We start from the raw sequence: 17,057 nt of genomic DNA on the forward strand, positions 1-17,057 counted from the left end.
ACGTAGCCCAGCGCCACGGAACGGCGCCGCCGCGGCGGGCACCCGGAGACCGGCGAGGGTTCCACGATGCCGACACTCCATCCAGCCGGGGGAACGTCCAGGGCACGGGTCGTCGCGATGGTCGCCGCCGGGGGCATGCTGCTCGCGGGCGGGCTCGCGGGGCTCGCACCGAGGCAGGGCACCGCGTCCAGCCACCGCGAGGCGCCGCTCATCTCGGGGCAGCCGCAGTACGACAACACCGACGTCTACGCGTTCGTCAGTCCGGACAAGCCGGACACCACCACGCTGATCGCGAACTTCATCCCGTTCGAGGACCCCGCGGGCGGGCCCAACTTCTACAAGTTCGCACGGGACGCCCGCTACGACCTGAACGTCGACAACGACGGCGACTCGCTCCCCGACCTGACGTTCCGGTTCGAGTTCCACGACCGGCTGAAGAACGGGAACACGTTCCTCTACAACACCGGTCCGGTGACGAGCCTGGACGACCCCGACCTCAACTTCACGCAGACCTACGACCTGACGCTGGTCCGGCGCGTGGACGGCCGGCTGCACAGCATCCACAAGCTCGTCGACAACGCACCGGTCGCGCCGTCCAACGTGGGCAAGGCGTCCATGCCCGACTACGCGAAGCTGCGCTCCCAGGCCGTCAAGGCGGCGGGCAACGGGATCACGTCGTTCGCCGGGCAGGCCGACGACTCGTTCTTCCTCGACCTGCGGGTCTTCGACCTGCTGTACGGGGCGAACCTGAAGGAGGTCGGCAACGACACCCTGAGCGGCTACAACGTCAACACGGTCGCGCTGCAGGTGCCGACCAGTCATCTCGTCAAGGGCAAGGACCCGGTGATCGGGGTCAACTCGACGGTGCAGCGGCTGGGCGCGTCCGGTCAGTACACGCAGGTGTCGCGGCTCGGGAGCCCGCTGGTCAACGAGGTGGTCATCCCGCGCGGCAAGAAGGACACGTTCAACGCCTCCACCCCGTGGGGGGACGCCCAGTTCGCCGGGTTCGTCACCGACCCCGAGCTGCCGAAGCTGATCGAGAAGATCTACAAGATCCCGGCACCGCCCGGGCCGCGCAACGACCTCGTCCAGGCGTTCCTCACCGGCGTGCCGGGCCTGAACCAGCCGGCGAAGGTGCGGCCGGCCGAGCTGCTGCGGCTGAACACCTCGATCAAGCCGGTCGCGAAGCCGAACCGGCTGGGCGTGCTCGGCGGCGACAAGGCGGGCTTCCCGAACGGGCGGCGGCTCACCGACGACGTCATCGACATCTCGCTGCAGGCCGTCGAGGGCGAACTGCTCGGCAAGAAGAACGACCTCGGCGACGCGGTCAACGCCAACGACGTCGGGTTCGAGAAGTCCTTCCCGTACGTGGCGCAGCCCCATTCGGGGTCGGACGTGCGCGGCGCGCAGAAGCCCGGGGCGAAGCAGTCCGGGGCGAAGGCGTCCGGCGCGTCGAAGAAGAAGGACGGCGAGACCGTGAACTTCCTCAACGCCGGCGCGACCGAGAGCACGTCCGGGTCGGACGACGACGGCGGGATGATCCCGCTGCTGCCCACCGCGGCGCTGGCCGGCGCGGGGACGTTCGTGCTGACCGGCGGGCTGCTGTGGTGGCGGCGCAGGCGCCCCGCGACGGGACGGCACGAGAACTGATGCGTCCCCTCCTCACCGGGGCCTCGGTGGCGGGGCTCGTCGCGGCGCTCACGCTCGGATCGGCGGTCCTGTTCGGCCGCACGTCCGGCGCGCCCGCCGCGGCGAGCCCGGCCGGGGTCCCGGGCTCCGGCATCGCCGGCCTGCAGAAGCGGCTGCGCGAGCAGCCCCATGACGCCGCGGGCTGGGCGTCGCTCGGGGCCGCGTACGTGGAGCAGGCCCGGCTGACCGCCGACCCGACCTACTACCCGAAGGCCGACGAGGTGCTGCGCCGTTCGCTGCGCGAGGCGCCCGGCAACGACGGCGCGCTGGCCGGGCTCGGCGCGCTCGCGGCGGCGCGGCACGACTTCCACGGGGCGCTGCGGTACGCGGACGGCGCCCTCAAGGCGAACCCTTACGGGCAGCGGGCCGCGGCCGTCCGGGTGGACGCGCTGGTCGAGCTCGGACGCTACGACGACGCCCTGGCCGCCGCCCGGCGCGCCGACACGACACGACCGGGCATCCCGATCTTCACGCGGCTCGCGTACGTGCGGGAGCTGCGCGGGGAGGTCGCCGAAGCACGCCGGGTCCTGGAGCTGGCCCGTGATTCCGCCACCGATCGCGGCGACCTCGCCTACATCGCGACACAGCTGGGCGAGCTTGCCTGGAACGACGGCGACCTCGGCCGGGCGGGACGCGAGTACGCCGAGGCGCTGCGCCTCTCCCCCGGCTCCATGCCCGCCTTGGACGGACGGGCCCGCGTCCGCGCCGCGCAGGGCGACACGGCGGCCGCGCTCAAGGACCGGGCGGAGATCGTCCGGCGGCTGCCGTTGCCGCAGTACCTGACCGAGTACGGGGAGCTGCTGGAGTCGGAGGGCCGCCGGGACGAGGCGAAGGGGCAGTACGCGGTCGGCACCGCGTGGGCGCGGATCGCCAAGGCGAACGGGGTCGACGCCGACCTGGAGACCGCGCTGTTCGAGAGCGACCACGGCGATCCGAAGGAGGCGCTGCGGGCGGCGCGCGCCGAGTACGAGCGGCGCTGCCCGGGCGCGGACGTCCGCCAGTGCAGCGTCCACTCGGCGGACGCGCTGGCCTGGGCGCTGCACGTCAACGGGCGGGACGGGGAGGCGCTGCGCTACGCCCGCCAGGCGACGGCGACCGGATACCGCCGCGCGCAGTTCCGCTACCACCTCGGCGCCATCGAGAAGGCCCTCGGAAAGCGCGCCGAGGCCCGCCGTGACCTGGCCGAGTCGCTGCGCCGCAACCCGAATTTCGCGCCGCTGTGGGCGCCTCGCGCCAAGGCGGCCCTGGACGATCTGGGAGGTGCGCCGTGATCGCGCTCGCCCTCGCCGCCGGCATGCTCGCCGCGCATCCGCTCGGCAACTTCACCGTGAACCGCTATGACGGGCTCGTCGTGGCCCCGCACGAACTGCGGATCGACCATGTCGAGGACCTCGCCGAGATCCCCGCCGCGCAGGCGATGCCGGAGGTCGACGCCGACGATGACGGACGTCAGTCCGCCGGCGAGCTGGCCGCCTGGGCGGACGGGTCGTGCCGGAGGGCGGCGTCGTCCTTCCGCATCACGGTGGGCGGACGCGCCGTGACCGCGTCCGTCGCGTCGGCGGCCGCCACCGCCCCTCCCGGGCAGGCCGGGCTGCCGACGCTGCGGCTCGAATGCCGCATCACCGCGCCCGCCGGACCGGGGGCGATCTCCTTCCGGGACGGCGGGACGGCCGGCCGGATCGGCTGGCGGGAGATCACCGCACGGGGCGACCGGATGACGCTCGCCGCGTCCGATGTGCCGGAGTCGTCGCGCAGCCGGCGCCTCACCGCCTACCCGGAGGACATGCTCGCCTCGCCGCTCGACCAGCGGTCGGCGACCCTGGACGTGCGGGAGGGCGGGCCGCCGCTGGCCGCGCCCGCGTCCGGCGCCGGGCCCGAGCGGCTGCTGCCGCGCGGCACGGACGGGCTCACGCAGCGGTTCACCTCCCTCGTCGCCCGGCACGACCTCACTCCGGGGTTCGCCGCGCTCGCGTTCCTCATCGCGCTGCTGCTCGGCGCCCTGCACGCGCTCGCCCCCGGCCACGGCAAGACGATCATGGCGGCGCACGCGATCGGGAACGGGCGGCGGCGGACGCGGGACGTCCTCACACTGGGGCTGACGGTCACGCTCACCCACACGGCGGGTGTGCTCGCCCTCGGCCTGCTCGTGACGACCGGTTCGCTGCTCGCACCGGACACGCTGTTCCCCTGGCTCGGCGCGGCGGGCGGCGTCCTCGTCACGGCGGCGGGAGCCCTGCTGCTGCGCCGCGCCCTCCACAACCGCCACCACACCCACGGCCACGGCCACGGACATGGGCACGGACATGGGCACGGACATGGGCACGGACATGGGCACGGACATGGGCACGGACATGGGCACGGACATGGGCACGGGGCTTCGCGGCGGGGCGGGGTCGTGCTGATGGGGCTGGCGGGGGGCATGGTGCCGAGCCCGTCCGCGGTGGTTGTGCTGGTCGGCGGGGCTGCGATCGGGCGGGCGTGGTTCGGGGTCGTCCTCGTCCTGGCGTACGGGCTCGGCCTGGCCGCCGCGCTGGTGTCGGTCGGTCTTCTCGTCCTCGGTTCCGGGCGCGCCCTCGCGCGGCGCATTCCGGCCAAGCGGCTGCGGCTCCCAGGCGGAATGATGCCGATAGGGACGTCCGCCACGGTCGTCGTGCTCGGGCTCGGGCTCACGCTGCGCAGCCTGGTCGTGTGACGTCCGATCCGAGGCGGCCCCGGATGCGTAGTGCCGGAGGGACGGCCTACCGAGGGGAGCGCGGCATGCCAGCGGAAACGAGACCGCCGGAGAACGGGACGGTGTCCGGGCATGACGCCGAGGCGCTGCTCGGCCGGACGGCGCGCGGCGACGAGCGTGCGTTCGAGATGCTGTACGACGTGGTGGCGGCGCCCGTGCACGGGCTGATACGGCGGGTCGTCCGCGATCCGGCGATGGCCGAGGAGGTGACGCAGGAAGTGATGATCGAGGTGTGGCGGACCGCGACCCGGTACGACCCGGACCGCGGCGGCGCGATGGCGTGGATCATGACGATCGCGCACCGCCGGGCCGTGGACCGGGTGCGGCGCGAGCAGAGCGCGGGCGAACGCGAGGCGCGGGCCGCCCACCCCGCCGCCCACCAGGGGACGGGCGCCGCGCACGACCCGGTGGGCGAGCGGGTGGAGGCCCGGCTGGAACACGAGCGGGTGCGGCGCTGCCTGCGGACGCTGACGCACCTGCAGCGCGAGTCGGTGACGCTCGCCTACTACGGCGGGCACTCCTACCGGGAGGTCGCCGAACTGGTGGGGGCGCCTCCGAACACGATACGGACCCGGATGCGCGACGGCATCATCCGCCTGCGCGACTGCCTGGGGGTCGAACGATGACGACGAACGATCTGCACGCCCTCGCCGGCGCGTACGCGCTGGACGCGATCGACGACGCCGACGAGCGGCGGCTGTTCGAATCGCATCTGGCCGGGTGCGAGACCTGCGTGACCGAGCTGCGCGAGTTCCGGGCGACGACGGCCCGGCTGGGCACGGCGGTCGCCGAGGCCCCGCCGGCGCGGCTGCGCGCCCAGGTCATGGCGGACATCCGGAACGTCAGGCAGCTGCCTCCGGTCTCCCCGCGCCGGGCGGCCACGGTGCGGCCGATGCGGCCGAGACGGTGGCGCCGCGGCGTGGCCGCCGGGCTCGCAGCGGCGGCGTGCCTGGTGACGGCCGCGTCCGTCGGGGTGGCGATCAACGAACGGCAGCGGGTGGAACGGTCGGAGGCCGCCTACCAGGACGTGGCTTCGGTCCTGTCGGCACCGGACGCGCGCTCGGCGACGGGCCGCGCCGCCGGCGGCGGGACGGTGACGATCGTCGCGTCCGCGTCGCGCGGCCGGGTCGTCGTGGCGTCGGCGGGGCTGCGGACGCTGCCGTCCTCGCAGGCGTACCAGCTGTGGCTGATCGACGCGGCCGGTCCCCGCTCGGCGGGCCTGCTCCCCGCGGACCGGAGCCGCCCGGTCGTCGCCGGGACGTGGCGCCCGTCCGACAAGCTGGGCGTCACCGTCGAGCCCGCGGGCGGCTCCGCGCAGCCGACCACGACGCCGCTCGTCCTGCTCAGCGCCCTCTGACCACTTGTCGTCTCTCTGACGATATGTGATCATTGCGGCATGTCGGTGAACGTTCCCCTGGGCCCGCTGCTCGATCCCGCCTTCCATCTCGGGTCGGTCCCCACCACGTGGGCGGAGCTGCTCGGTTTCGCGACGGGCGCGGTCAACGTGTGGCTCGTCGTCCGGCAGAACATCCTCAACTGGCCGATCGGCATCGCCAACGTGATCCTGCTCGGCCTCGTGTTCCTGGACGGCGGCCTCTACGCGGACGCCGGCCTACAGGTCGTCTACGTCGCGCTGCAGGTCTACGGGTGGTGGGTGTGGCTGTACGGCGGAGACGGCCGCGACCAGCTGCCGGTGAGGAGCACCCGGCGCGAGGAGTGGGCGATGCTCGTCGCGGCCGGCGCGGCGGGCACCGCGTTCCTGACCTGGGCGCTCTCCACCTGGACGGACTCGACCGTGCCGTTCTGGGACGCCCTGACGACCGCCATCTCCCTCATGGCGACCTACGGCCAGTCGCGGAAGCTGCTGGAGTCGTGGTGGCTGTGGATCACGGCCGACCTCGTGTACATCCCGCTCTACTTCTACAAGGACCTGAAGCTCACGAGCGCCCTGTACGTCATCTTCCTGACCCTGTGCGTGTTCGGCCTGCTGGCCTGGCGCCGCGACCTGCGCGCGCAGGCGGTGAGCCCGGCGGCGGCGCCCGCATGACGTACGCGCACGGCCTCGTCATCGGCAAGTTCTATCCGCCGCACGCCGGCCACCGGCACCTGGTTGACACGGCCGCCGCGACCTGCGCCCGGGTGAGCGTGGTCGTCGCGGCGTCCACCGTCGAGAGCATCCCGCTCGCGCTGCGGGCGGCCTGGCTGCGCGAGATCCACCGGCAGCCGCATGTGGAGATCTTCCCGGTGGTGGACGACGTGGAGATCGACTATGACTCCGACGAGATCTGGTCGGCGCATGTCATGGCGTTCCGGGCAGGGCTCGCGATGCGGTCGGGTCTCGGGGTGCACGTGCCTCCGGTGGACGCGGTGTTCAGCTCGGAGGCGTACGGCCCGGAGCTGGCGGAGCGCTTCTCCGCCGTCCATGTCCCGGTCGACCCGCCGCGTGACCGCTTTCCGGTCAGCGGCACCGCCGTGCGGGACGATCCCGCGGGGAACTGGGAGTTCCTATCGCCGCCCGTCCAGGCGTATCTGGCGCGCCGGGTCGTGGTCGTGGGCGCCGAGTCGACCGGCACGACGACGCTGGCTCGTGCGCTCGCCGCGCACTACGCCGGGCGGGGCGGCGTCTGGGCCGCGACCCGCTGGGTGCCCGAGTACGGCCGGACGTTCACCGAGGAGAAGCTGGCCGCTGCGCGCCGGCGGGCGGGCGACCCGTCGCTGTGGCTGGACGACCTGGTGTGGGAATCAGCCGAGTTCACGGAGATCGCGGAACACCACGCGGCTTTGGAGGATGCGGCGGCCCGGTCGGGGTCACCGCTGCTGGTCTGCGACACCGACGCGTTCGCCACGGCCATCTGGCACGAGCGCTACCTCGGCGCTCCGGCGCCCGAGGTCGAGGCCGTCCACGAACGGACCCCGCATCACCTGTGGATCCTGACCGATCCGGAGGGCGTCCCATTCGAGCAGGACGGCTGGCGCGACGGCGAGTCGATCCGATCGTGGATGTCGGGCCGCTTCGAGGAAGAACTTGAGAAACAGGACCTGCCGCACATCACCGTGACAGGCCCCCACGAACACCGCCTGGCCACCGCCGTAGCGGCGACCGACGCCTTGCTGGCCAAGGGCTGGACCTTCAACACCCCACTGAAGCCCTAGCCCTTGGCCGCTCCCTCACCAGCGGCAGAGCATCCGAGTAACGAAGAACTCTTTGATGTCCGCCATCATCACGTATTCGATGAAGATCTCGGAGCGCCCCAGAAGGAGGCTGTAGGCGACACCGGTGTCATCCTGGGGTTTCCCCGGTGGGGCATGCCCAAGGTTGACCGCAGTTCCTGCCTTCGCAGCGAAGTCACAGAAGAACTCGACGAAGAACTCCCTCAACGAGGGCATCGACTCCATGACCTCGCATACCGATTCCGAGCAGAAGACGGTCCATCCACTCTTGGCAGTGGTCACTCCGCATCGTCGTTTCGGAGCTGCCATCGGGCCCGGAGTTCGTCGATCGAGACCTTCCTGCCCTGTTCCATCTCTTTGATCGCCCTGGCGCGACGCTCCGCGCGATCGGGGATCTGGTCCAGGTGGACCTCGGCCCACCAGCCGTCCATGACGTTGTTGTAGTCGTCCTCCTCTTTGGCGGCCATGACCTCCTCGATGAACTGGTCGCGCTTCTGCTCGGGCAGCCAGTCGCTGATGCCCCTGATCGTCCGCGGGACTCGGTGAACCTGCCCCGGAAGGAGGGGCTCTACCGGTTGTGCGCTCATGTCGCTCCTGTCCGTCTTGTTCGGTCCCCGCTCACCCGTACATCGGGGACCCTACAACCTCCCACCGACAGGACGGAGGGTCATTTCGAGAAACGCAGCGTATTGACCTCTGCCGGTGTAAGAGGACACAAAAGCGTTTTGTAGGTATAGGTGCGATCCGGACGGGTTTGGTATTCGGCCCGGACGGGATTGGGCGTGTCACCCACTCCGGTGACCGAATGGTCGATGTGGAGGGTGTTCCAGCCCGGGTTGCGGACGCGGGCGAACGGATAGAGGGCGCGGTCCAGGTCGTCGTACGGGGTGACGCTCGCCTCGATGGTTCCGTCCAGGCCGGCGGCCAGGAGTCCGGTATGGCCGTCGGTCAGCATCGTCCAGCGGACGTCGTCGTGGTTGCCGTGATCCTGGGGCCGGTAATACGACACGTACTGCTCGTCGACCGTGGACGACCAGACGCCCATGGGCGTGCCGTTCTTGCGGTCGTTGTAGTTGCCTACCGGGCCGCGCCCGTACCAGGCGAACTGCTTGTACCGGTCGGGCACCTTGAGCGTGTATCCGACGCGGGCCAGGTAGGGAAGGCTTCTGACCTGGCCTTGCGGGACGACCTGGTGGGTCAGTTCGATCCGGCCGGCGCCGTCGACGACGTAGGTGGCGGTCTGGTCGAACCAGGCGTCGGGATGGTCGGGCGCCGCGCTCTTCGCGGTGATCTCGACCGTCACGCGGTCGCCGCCGGTGACGTTGACGCCGGTCGGCGTGGTGGCGAGGCGGTCCAAACCGAGCCCGCGCCAGTCCTCGCCCTCTGCACGCCCCCAGGTGTAGGTCTCGTTGCTGATCGGGGGACGCCACACGTCGAGTTCCGGGCCGGTGCGGAGCAGTTCCCGCCCGCCGGCGCGCATGGACGTCATCGTGCCTTTGGACTTGTCGAAGACGTACCGGAATCCCCTGCCGGTGACGATGATTTCCTTCCCTTTATCCTCGCTCCTGACTACGCCGGTGCCCTTCTTCTTGATTCCAGGGACTTCCGTGCCACCGGCGGAGAATTGACCGAAGCCCACCACGCGGCCGTTCTCCACGGCTTCCACGGTCAGCCATCGTTCAGCATTGGACGGGTTGGCGGGCGGTGAAGGAATTCGCACTTCATTCGTCCCGCCCGGCGGCAAGTTCACTGCTGATTTGCCGGAGGAAAGCGTCAGGGCGCCTTCGGTGTACCGCCACCGCATCTCGACCGGGCTGGTGGCGAAGACCCGCTCGCTGGCGACGGACACCGTCCCGTCATCGGCCCGGGTCACCCGCAGAGGCGACTGCACCCACGACAGCTGGGCCGTCTCCGGCTGGACGTACCGGTCGGAACCGACGAGCCCGTCATCGCCCGACAGGCTCTCGCCGTTCGACAGGAACGTGCCCTTGGTGTCGAAGCGGTCGAAGTCGAGCGCGAGGACGGCGTCCGTCTTCGGGTCGGCACCCGCGCCCAGCTCGTCCGGGGTCAGCGCGCGGCCGTAGATGCGGACGTCGTCGATGGTGCCGTGCGCCATGCGGCCCCGGTAGCCGTCCTGCATGGTCTCGGAGTTGCGGGCGACGTTGACGTCCCCGGACGACCGGTCGATCTTCCCGGTGAACGGCACGGACGCGGCCTCGCGACCGTCGACGTACAGCCGGATGGCCGTCCCATCGTAGGTACCGGTGACCCGATGCCACGTGTCGTGCCAGTTCGCCGGAACGGGTGCCCGGACCGTCCGCCATGTGCCGCTGTGGACGAAGAACTCCAGCGTGTTCTCGTTCGACATCTTCAGCGCGTACGAGTGGTCGCCCTTCCCCACGATCGTGAAGTCGCCCGTCCACGGGCGGGCGGGCTTCACCCACGAGTCCAGCGTGACGGACGTCCCGGTCAGGTCGAAGCGACGGTCGCGGTAGACCTCGACGAAGTCGTCAAGGCCGGAGAAGTACAGGGCCTTCCCGCGATGGCCGTCCACGGTCTTCGGCAGACCCTGCAACCAGGCGAGGACGCCGTTGCCGGAGCCGTCCGGCGTCGTGACGACGGGCTGCCGCAGGTTGGCCTCGGCCCAGTCCCAGATGAACCCGCCCTGCGTCTGCGGATGCCGCCGGATCACCTCCCAGAACTCCCGGAAGTTGCCGAGGCTGTTGCCCATCGCGTGGGCGTACTCGCCCATGATGATCGGTTTCTGGGTGGCGACCGCCTGCGCCTCCAGCCGCGCCGGGGTCGGATAGCGCGGGCCCCACACGTCCGCGAACGGGGCGTCGCCGTCCGGGCTGTTCGACTGGTGGTACAGCGGCCGGGGGGGGTCGGTGGCGTCGGCGTAGTCGGCCATCTTGTAGTGCGCGGCGCCCAGCCCCGCCTCATTCCCGGTGTCCCACATGAGGACGCTCGGGTGGTTCTTGTCGCGAGCCATCATCGCCTGGAACCGGTCGAGGAACGCCTTCTGCCATTCGGGACGGTCGGCGAGGCAGTCCCGGTCGCCCGCCCGGTTGCAGTCCTCCCAGTTGTGGGTCTCGATGTCGACCTCGTCGTCGATCCACAGGCCGCGCCGGTCTGCCAGTTCGTACAGGTAGGGGTCGGACGGGTAGTGCGCGGTCCGGAGGGCGTTCAGGTTGAGCGACTTCATCAGCGCCACGTCCGACTCCATGCGGGCGCGGGTCTGGTGCCGTCCGGTGTCGGGGTCGGTCTCGGGACGGTTCACGCCCTTGACGAGGATGCGTTTCCCGTTGACGAGGACCTGCTTGTCCTTCACCTCGATCTCGCGGAAGCCGAGCGTCTCTGCGGTGGTGTGGACGACGTGTCCCTGCGCGTCGGCCAGTTCGAGGACGAGCGTGTAGACGTTCGGTGTCTCATCCGACCACTTCGCAGGGTTCGTCACAGGTGCCGTCAACCGCACGGACGTGCTGTCACCTGTGACGGACGTCTTTCGGGAGAAGCGCTGCACCGTCTGCCCCTGGGGGTCCATGAGCGTGGCGCGAACGCTGTGCTCGCCTTGCGGTCCGTCCTTGCGGCCCACGACCAGACCCACGTTCAGGGTGGCGTTGCGATAGGCGTCGTCCAGGTCAGTGGTGATGGTCGCGTCACGGAGATACGTCTTCGGAGTGGAGTAGGCCCAGACGGAGCGGAAGATGCCGCTGTACCGCCACTGGTCGTAGTCCTCCATGTAGGAGCCGGAGCTCCAGCGGTGCACCTGGACGGCGACCTTGTTGGCGCCCTTGTGCACGAGGCCGGTGATATCGAACTCGGCCGGGGTGTAACCGCCCTGGTCGTAGCCGGCGTACTTCCCGTTCACCCACACGAAGTACGCGCTGACGACGCCTTCGAAGCGCAGGAGCGTGCGGCGGCCGTCCCAGGAGACCGGCACGTCGAGCGTCTTCACGTAGGCGCCGGTCGGGTTGACGTCATGCGGCGTCTTGGGCGGGGTGTCCGGCCATACCTCGGTGGGGATGTTGCGGAACATCGGATGGTCGAGCCGGTCGCTCTGCCACGTGTGCGGCACCTTCACATGGCGCCAGCCGGACGTGTCGTAGCCCTGCTCGTAGAAGCCCTGCGGCACCTCGGTGGGACGGTCCGCGAGTGCGAAACTCCAGTCGCCGTCCAGTGACTTTGTCCATCGTGAGGGCTTCCCGGCCATCGCCTGGGGGGCGTTCTCATAGGGGCGTAGGACGGAGTGCGGGGTCTCCTGCCCCTCCCCCACCATCTCAGGATCGTCCAGATAGGTGTAGACGTCCGAGGGCGGCGCGGCCCCGGGCTGAGCGGCGGCCAGGCCCGGCAGCGCCGACGCGACCAGCGCGAACGCCGCGAGGCACGAGACCAGGACGCGGTGCACGTATCGATCATCGTTGCCGCGGGCACGGAATCGGGGGAACGCGGTCATCGGCGCGGCGCCTCCTCGCGGGCAGGCCCCCTGACGCCCGAGCTGGATCAAGTACACCCGTCTAGATCAAGTACACCTGGGACGCTAGGTGCGCATCACACGATGGTCAACGCATGGAGTCAGGAGTGGCGCTTCATGCCAGCGGAGACGGCCGCGCTTGGCGTTCCTCGCCTGTTCCGGACCCGCCGTCCCGGTCGGACGGGCGGTCGAGGCGGAAAAGGTCCTCGTCGATCCGGTCGAGGGCGAGCCGGACGGCGCCGAGCCCCACCGACTCGTCCCCCAGCTCGGACGCCTCGATCCGGACCGGGCTCAGGCACAGCGGCCGGACCTGCCGGCGGAGCTCGGCGACGAGCGCGTCACCGGCCCCGACCAGCGGCCCGCCGACCACGATCGTCTCGGGATCGAGGGCGAGCGCCATCGCCGCGACGCCGCGCGCCATCCGGGCGGCGAGCCGCTCGAGCACGGCCTTCGCCTCGGGGACGCCCTCCACGGCCGCGTCGAGGACCTTCTCCGCCTCCTCGGAGGCCGGGCCGGGACCGGCGCCCGCCAGGGCGGCGGTCGTGTCGCGCAGGCCGAGCTCGTCCAGCATGCCGATCTCTCCGGCGGCTCCCCAGCGGCCCCGGTGCAGGCGCCCGCCGATGAGCGCCCCCATGCCGGTGTGCAGGGCCGCGTAGACGCAGACGACGTCGTCGGCGGCGCGGGCGGCGCCGCGCCAACGTTCCGCCATCGCGGCGAGGTTCGCGTCGTTCTCGACCACGACGGGGCAGGGGAACGAGCGTCCCAGCTCGCGCGCCAGGTGGACGCCCTCCCAGCCGGGCACGACCGTGCAGGACGTGACCGTCCCGTCCGGGGCGACGACGCCGGGCGTGCCGGCGGCGACCGCCCAGAGGGACTGCCGGTCGACGCGCAGCTCGGCGAGGCACGCCTTGACCGCGGCGCGCACCACCGCGATCCGCTCGCCGGGCGGGGCCTCGGCGTCCAGGGCGGCGCGGTGTCCGCCGACGACCTCGCCGGTGAGGTCGGCGACGACCAGCCGCACCCGGTGCGCGTCGATGTCGATGCCGAGGGCGTGCCCGGCCTCGGCGCGGAACCGGTACCGGCGGGCGGGACGGCCGAGCCCGCCGCCCGGGCGCGGCGCGTTCTCGGCGGCCAGGCCGCGGTCGATCAGCTCGCCGAGCACGCCTTCGGTGGTGGGCCGGGACAGCCCGACGCGGCGGGCCAGCTCCGACAGCGTGGCCTCACCGCCGTCGCGCAGCGCCCGCAGCGTCGCGGCGGAGTTGAGCCGGCGGAGCACCGACGGGTCGCCCCCGTGGAGAGAGTGTTGCGGCACGGCACCCCTTGACAGCGATCGGCGGACGGACGACATTATTGCCAATCTACTTATGAAAGAACCTTGCATAACGGCGGTTTCCGCCCGGCGGCGCCAAGGATACCCAGGTCAGGGGGTTTGCTCGATGGAGAAGACGGGACCCGCGATCGCCGTGGCCGGAGCCGGACTGCGCGGCCGCGGCTACGCCGCGCGGATCCGGGAGACGGGGGCCGGCCGGATCGCCGCGGTCGCCGAGCCCGACCCGGTGCGGCGCGCCCGGTTCGCGGCCGAGCACGGCCTCCCGCCGGAGCGGACGTTCCCCGGCTGGCGCGAACTGGCCGCCGCGGGCCGCGTCGCCGACGGCGTGATCATCGCGACGCAGGACGCCGAGCACGCCGAACCCGCGGTCCGGTTCGCCGGGCTCGGCTGCCACATCCTGCTGGAGAAGCCGATGGCCACCTCCGAGGCCGACGCGCTGCGGATCGTGGACGCCGTCGAGCGCGCCGGGGTGACGCTGGCCGTCTGCCACGTCCTGCGCTACACCGGATACACCCGCGCCCTCCGGACGCTGATCGCGGACGGCCGGATCGGCACCCCGATCAGCGTCCAGCATCTCGAACCCGTCGGCTGGTGGCACCACGCCCACTCCTACGTGCGCGGCAACTGGCGGCGCGCGGACGAGTCCGGGCCCATGCTGATGACGAAGTCGTGCCACGACATCGACTGGCTCATCCACGTGATGGGCGAGATCCCGGCGCGCGTGTCCTCGTTCGGGCGGCTGTCGCACTTCCGTCCGGAGAACCGCCCGTCCGGCGCCGCGGCCCGCTGCCTCGACTGCGCGGTGGAGTCACGCTGCCCCTACTCGGCGACCCGGCTGTACCTGTCGTGCCTGGGCGACCCCGACCGGGAGACGTGGCCGCTCGGCGCGGTCACCGACGACCGCACCGAGGAGGGTGTGCTGCGGGCGCTGCGGGAAGGACCGTACGGGCGCTGCGTCTACGCCTGCGACAACGACGTGGTCGACCACCAGGTGGTGAACATGGAGTTCCCGTCCGGTGCGACGGGGGTGTTCACCATGACGGCGTTCTCCCCCGCCGCCCAGCGCCAGACGCGCGTCTTCGGGACGTCCGGCTGCCTGGAGGGGGACGGTGCGCGCATCTCGGTCCGCGACTTCGTCACCGGTGAGGTGGAGACCGTCGAGCCGGGCGACGCGTCCCCCGACGGCCGGCACGACCGCGCCGACGACGCGCTGGCCGACGCGTTCGTCGCGGCGCTGGCCGGCGGCGACCCGGCACCGCTCAGCTCCGGCCCCCGGGAAAGCCTCGCCTCACACCGTGTCGTCTGGGCCGCCGAACGGGCCAGGCTGGACGGCGCGGTCATCGACCTCGCCCCGGAATCACCCCCCGCGAAAGGCACGGTGCGCCCATGACGATCAGGCCCCTGTGGGGCGGCGCCGCGGCGGCGCTGTCCCTGACCCTCGCGCTGAGCGGCTGCGGCTCGTCCGATCCGGCGGCGCCGTCGGGCAACGACGGACGCGGTCCCATCACCGTCGCCACCGGCAAGGACCTCACCCAGACCGTCCAGAAGCTCGTCGCCAAGTGGAACGAGGGGCATCCCAAGGAGAAGGTCCGGCTCGTCGAGCTGCCCGAGGACGGCGACCAGGCGCGGCAGCAGCTCATCCAGAACATGCAGATCAAGTCGGACGCCTACGACGTCGTCCGGCTGGACGCGGTGTGGACGGCGGAGTTCGCCGCGCGCCGCTGGGTTCTGCCCCTGCCGGACGGCCTGGTGAACACCTCCTCCTTCGTCCCGGCGGCGCTGGAGACCGGCAAGTACCGGGGCAGGCTGTACGCGGCGCCGTGGCTGACCGGCACCGGCGTCCTCTACTACCGCGAGGACCTCCTCGCCAAGGCCGGCATCAAGAACCCGCCGAAGACGTGGGACGAGTTGCGCGACGCCTGCGCCAAGGTCCAGAAGACACCGGAGGGGAGGAGCGTCGACTGCTACGCGGGCCAGTACGGCAAGTACGAGGGCCTCACGGTCAATTACTCGGAGGCCGTCCAGTCCGCGGGCGGCGAGGTCTTCGACGCCTCAGGCAAGCCGCAGGTGAACACACCGCAGGCCAAGGCCGGGCTCCGGTTCCTCGTGGACGGCTTCAAGAACGGCACCATCCCCGAGAAGGCCATCACGTACAAGGAGGAGGAAGGCCGGCGCGCCTTCCAGGAGGGCCACCTCGTCTTCCACCGGAACTGGGCGTACGTGTACGCGCTCGCGTCCGAGAAGGACGGCTCGAAGGTCGCCGGCAAGTTCGGCGTCGCGCCGATCCCCGGCGAGGACGGGCTCGGCTCGGGCACGCTCGGCGGCAACAACCTCGCCGTGTCCGCGTTCTCCAAGCACCAGGCGACCGCCCGCGGCTTCATCGCCCACATCGTCGGCCCGCAGATCCAGCACGAGTACGGCCGCGCCCAGTCGTTCCCGCTCTCCCTGGCGGCCCTCTACACCGACCCCGAAATGATCAAGTTGTACCCGTACCTGCCCGCGCTGAAGCAGGGCATGGACAAGGCGAAGCCGCGCCCGGTCGTCGTCCGGTACAACGAGGTCAGCACCGCCGTCCAGGAGCACGTCACCGCGGCCGTCACCGGAAAGAAGCCGGTCGACCAAGCGGCGGAGGACCTCCAGAAGGCACTGGCGGCCTTGGCCGACTAGCCGAGCGGTAGGCGCTCGGGGTCATGCCGAGCCTGCGGACGAAGTGCAGACGCAGGGAGTCGGCGCTGCCGAGGCCGCTGCGGCGAGCGACCTGGTCCATCGGGAGGGCGGTGCCCTCCAGCAGCTCGCGGGCCCGGTCGATCCGCTGGTGCAGCAGCCATTGCAGTGGGCTGTGCCCCGTCTCCGCGTGGAACCGGCGGGTCAGCGTGCGGGTGCTGACGCGCGCGTGCCGGGCCAGGTCGGCGAGGGTGAGCGGCTCGCCCAGGCGCCGCACGGCCCAGGCGCGGGTCTTCGCGAGCGACGCGTCCGGTTCGGCGGGCAGCGGATCCTGGACGCGCTGGACCTGGTCGGCGGGACGCGGCGGCGCCGCAATCGTCAGGCGCGCAGCCCCGGCCGCCACCGCGGCGCCGTGGTCCTCGCGGATCAGGTGCAGGCACAGTTCGATCCCGGCGGCGGCTCCGGCCGAGGTCAGCACCGTTCCGTCCGTGACGTACAGGACGTCGGGGACGACCTCCGCGGCGGGGAAGCGGCGGGCCAGGTCACCGGTGAGGCCCCAGTGGGTCGTGGCGCGGCGGCCGTCCAGCAGACCCGCCTCACCGAGCACGAAGGCGCCCGTGCAGATGGCCGCGATGCGCTTCCCCATGCCCGCCGCGGCGCGCAACGCCTCCAGGACGGGCCGCTCGATGCCGGTGCGGCCCCCGCTGCCCATGACGATGACGCTGTCCGCGCCCTCCACGGCGTCCAGCCCGTGCGGGGCGACGACGTCCAGGCCGCCGACGGTCTCCAGCGGACGCCCCGGCTCGGCGGCGCAGAGCCGCAGCTCGTAGGCGGGTCCGCCGTCCGTCTCGGCGGCGCCCAGCACCATCTCCGGGATCGTGACGTCGAAGGTCATCACCGGCGGGACGACGACGACCGCGACCGTGTGCATCTGGCCAGAACCTCCGGGCGGTTGGCGATCGGGCCCCTGCCGTCCGGGCGCGGCGGACCGCAGAGTG

At 71.7% G+C, this 17,057-nt stretch carries 14 protein-coding genes; 9 read left to right on the forward strand and 5 right to left on the reverse strand.

From position 1 onward, the window contains the following. Positions 1–66: 66 nt before the first annotated feature. From ACQPZP_RS30525 to ACQPZP_RS30555, 7 genes are all read left to right on the forward strand, one after another. Positions 67–1,650, forward strand: a complete 1,584-nt coding sequence (locus ACQPZP_RS30525) for a DUF4331 domain-containing protein (RefSeq protein WP_433473166.1) — start codon at positions 67–69, stop codon at positions 1,648–1,650. Next, positions 1,650–2,960 (forward strand): tetratricopeptide repeat protein, encoded by a 1,311-nt coding sequence (locus ACQPZP_RS30530; RefSeq protein WP_433473167.1) that lies wholly within the window; start codon positions 1,650–1,652, stop codon positions 2,958–2,960. The genes ACQPZP_RS30525 and ACQPZP_RS30530 overlap by 1 nt, the downstream gene beginning before the upstream one ends. Continuing rightward, positions 2,957–4,381 carry a High-affinity nickel-transporter gene (locus tag ACQPZP_RS30535; protein ID WP_433473168.1) on the forward strand — a complete coding sequence of 475 codons (1,425 nt, stop codon included), beginning with the start codon at positions 2,957–2,959 and terminating at the stop codon, positions 4,379–4,381. Before ACQPZP_RS30530 ends, ACQPZP_RS30535 begins: the two co-directional genes overlap by 4 nt. A gap of 65 nt (positions 4,382–4,446) precedes the next feature. After that, on the forward strand, positions 4,447–5,046 hold the full coding sequence (gene sigK / locus ACQPZP_RS30540) for an ECF RNA polymerase sigma factor SigK (RefSeq protein WP_433473169.1): 600 nt from the start codon (positions 4,447–4,449) through the stop codon (positions 5,044–5,046). After that, positions 5,043–5,777, forward strand: coding sequence for an anti-sigma factor (locus tag ACQPZP_RS30545; protein WP_433473170.1), 735 nt, complete (start codon positions 5,043–5,045; stop codon positions 5,775–5,777). Before sigK ends, ACQPZP_RS30545 begins: the two co-directional genes overlap by 4 nt. A 39-nt stretch (positions 5,778–5,816) precedes the next feature. Continuing rightward, the gene (gene pnuC / locus ACQPZP_RS30550; protein ID WP_433473171.1) at positions 5,817–6,467 is read left to right on the forward strand and encodes a nicotinamide riboside transporter PnuC; all 651 of its coding nucleotides are present in this window, start codon (positions 5,817–5,819) and stop codon (positions 6,465–6,467) included. After that, the gene (locus ACQPZP_RS30555) at positions 6,464–7,573 is read left to right on the forward strand and encodes an AAA family ATPase (RefSeq protein ID WP_433473172.1); all 1,110 of its coding nucleotides are present in this window, start codon (positions 6,464–6,466) and stop codon (positions 7,571–7,573) included. The genes pnuC and ACQPZP_RS30555 overlap by 4 nt, the downstream gene beginning before the upstream one ends. Positions 7,574–7,588: 15 nt before the next feature. On the opposite strand, the gene ACQPZP_RS30560 is transcribed toward ACQPZP_RS30555, so the two are convergent. From ACQPZP_RS30560 to ACQPZP_RS30575, 4 genes are all read right to left on the reverse strand, one after another. Next, complete coding sequence (locus tag ACQPZP_RS30560) at positions 7,589–7,873, reverse strand: hypothetical protein (protein ID WP_433473173.1); 285 nt, start codon at positions 7,871–7,873, stop codon at positions 7,589–7,591. Next, a complete protein-coding gene (locus ACQPZP_RS30565) occupies positions 7,870–8,178 on the reverse strand; it encodes a hypothetical protein (RefSeq protein ID WP_433473174.1) in 309 nt (102 codons plus the stop codon). Before ACQPZP_RS30565 ends, ACQPZP_RS30560 begins: the two co-directional genes overlap by 4 nt. 80 nt (positions 8,179–8,258) lie before the next feature. After that, complete coding sequence (locus ACQPZP_RS30570; protein ID WP_433473175.1) at positions 8,259–12,047, reverse strand: glycoside hydrolase family 2 TIM barrel-domain containing protein; 3,789 nt, start codon at positions 12,045–12,047, stop codon at positions 8,259–8,261. 133 nt (positions 12,048–12,180) lie between these two features. Further along, the gene (locus ACQPZP_RS30575; protein ID WP_433473176.1) at positions 12,181–13,377 is read right to left on the reverse strand and encodes an ROK family protein; all 1,197 of its coding nucleotides are present in this window, start codon (positions 13,375–13,377) and stop codon (positions 12,181–12,183) included. Between the two features lie 124 nt (positions 13,378–13,501). On the opposite strand from ACQPZP_RS30575, the gene ACQPZP_RS30580 reads away from it, so the two are divergent. After that, positions 13,502–14,785, forward strand: coding sequence for a Gfo/Idh/MocA family protein (locus ACQPZP_RS30580; protein WP_433473177.1), 1,284 nt, complete (start codon positions 13,502–13,504; stop codon positions 14,783–14,785). Then, positions 14,782–16,062: an ABC transporter substrate-binding protein gene (locus ACQPZP_RS30585; protein ID WP_433473178.1), complete on the forward strand. Its 1,281-nt coding sequence runs from the start codon at positions 14,782–14,784 to the stop codon at positions 16,060–16,062. The genes ACQPZP_RS30580 and ACQPZP_RS30585 overlap by 4 nt, the downstream gene beginning before the upstream one ends. On the opposite strand, the gene ACQPZP_RS30590 is transcribed toward ACQPZP_RS30585, so the two are convergent. After that, positions 15,992–16,990 carry a GlxA family transcriptional regulator gene (locus ACQPZP_RS30590; protein ID WP_433473179.1) on the reverse strand — a complete coding sequence of 333 codons (999 nt, stop codon included), beginning with the start codon at positions 16,988–16,990 and terminating at the stop codon, positions 15,992–15,994. The genes ACQPZP_RS30585 and ACQPZP_RS30590 overlap by 71 nt on opposite strands. Positions 16,991–17,057: the final 67 nt, after the last annotated feature.

Origin of the sequence: Spirillospora sp. CA-142024 (genome assembly GCF_050942325.1) — a bacterium.
GTDB lineage: Bacteria > Actinomycetota > Actinomycetes > Streptosporangiales > Streptosporangiaceae > Spirillospora.

Excerpts from the sequence above, each read along its gene's own strand:
- ACQPZP_RS30555 (WP_433473172.1), top strand. The coding sequence starts at position 6,464 with ATGACGTACGCGCACGGCCTCGTCATCGGCAAGTTCTATCCGCCGCAC.
- ACQPZP_RS30530 (WP_433473167.1), top strand. The coding sequence starts at position 1,650 with ATGCGTCCCCTCCTCACCGGGGCCTCGGTGGCGGGGCTCGTCGCGGCG.
- ACQPZP_RS30545 (WP_433473170.1), top strand. The coding sequence starts at position 5,043 with ATGACGACGAACGATCTGCACGCCCTCGCCGGCGCGTACGCGCTGGAC.
- ACQPZP_RS30570 (WP_433473175.1), bottom strand. The coding sequence starts at position 12,047 with ATGACCGCGTTCCCCCGATTCCGTGCCCGCGGCAACGATGATCGATAC.
- ACQPZP_RS30525 (WP_433473166.1), top strand. The coding sequence starts at position 67 with ATGCCGACACTCCATCCAGCCGGGGGAACGTCCAGGGCACGGGTCGTC.
- sigK (WP_433473169.1), top strand. The coding sequence starts at position 4,447 with ATGCCAGCGGAAACGAGACCGCCGGAGAACGGGACGGTGTCCGGGCAT.
- ACQPZP_RS30585 (WP_433473178.1), top strand. The coding sequence starts at position 14,782 with ATGACGATCAGGCCCCTGTGGGGCGGCGCCGCGGCGGCGCTGTCCCTG.
- ACQPZP_RS30565 (WP_433473174.1), bottom strand. The coding sequence starts at position 8,178 with ATGAGCGCACAACCGGTAGAGCCCCTCCTTCCGGGGCAGGTTCACCGA.
- pnuC (WP_433473171.1), top strand. The coding sequence starts at position 5,817 with ATGTCGGTGAACGTTCCCCTGGGCCCGCTGCTCGATCCCGCCTTCCAT.
- ACQPZP_RS30580 (WP_433473177.1), top strand. The coding sequence starts at position 13,502 with ATGGAGAAGACGGGACCCGCGATCGCCGTGGCCGGAGCCGGACTGCGC.
- ACQPZP_RS30590 (WP_433473179.1), bottom strand. The coding sequence starts at position 16,990 with ATGCACACGGTCGCGGTCGTCGTCGTCCCGCCGGTGATGACCTTCGAC.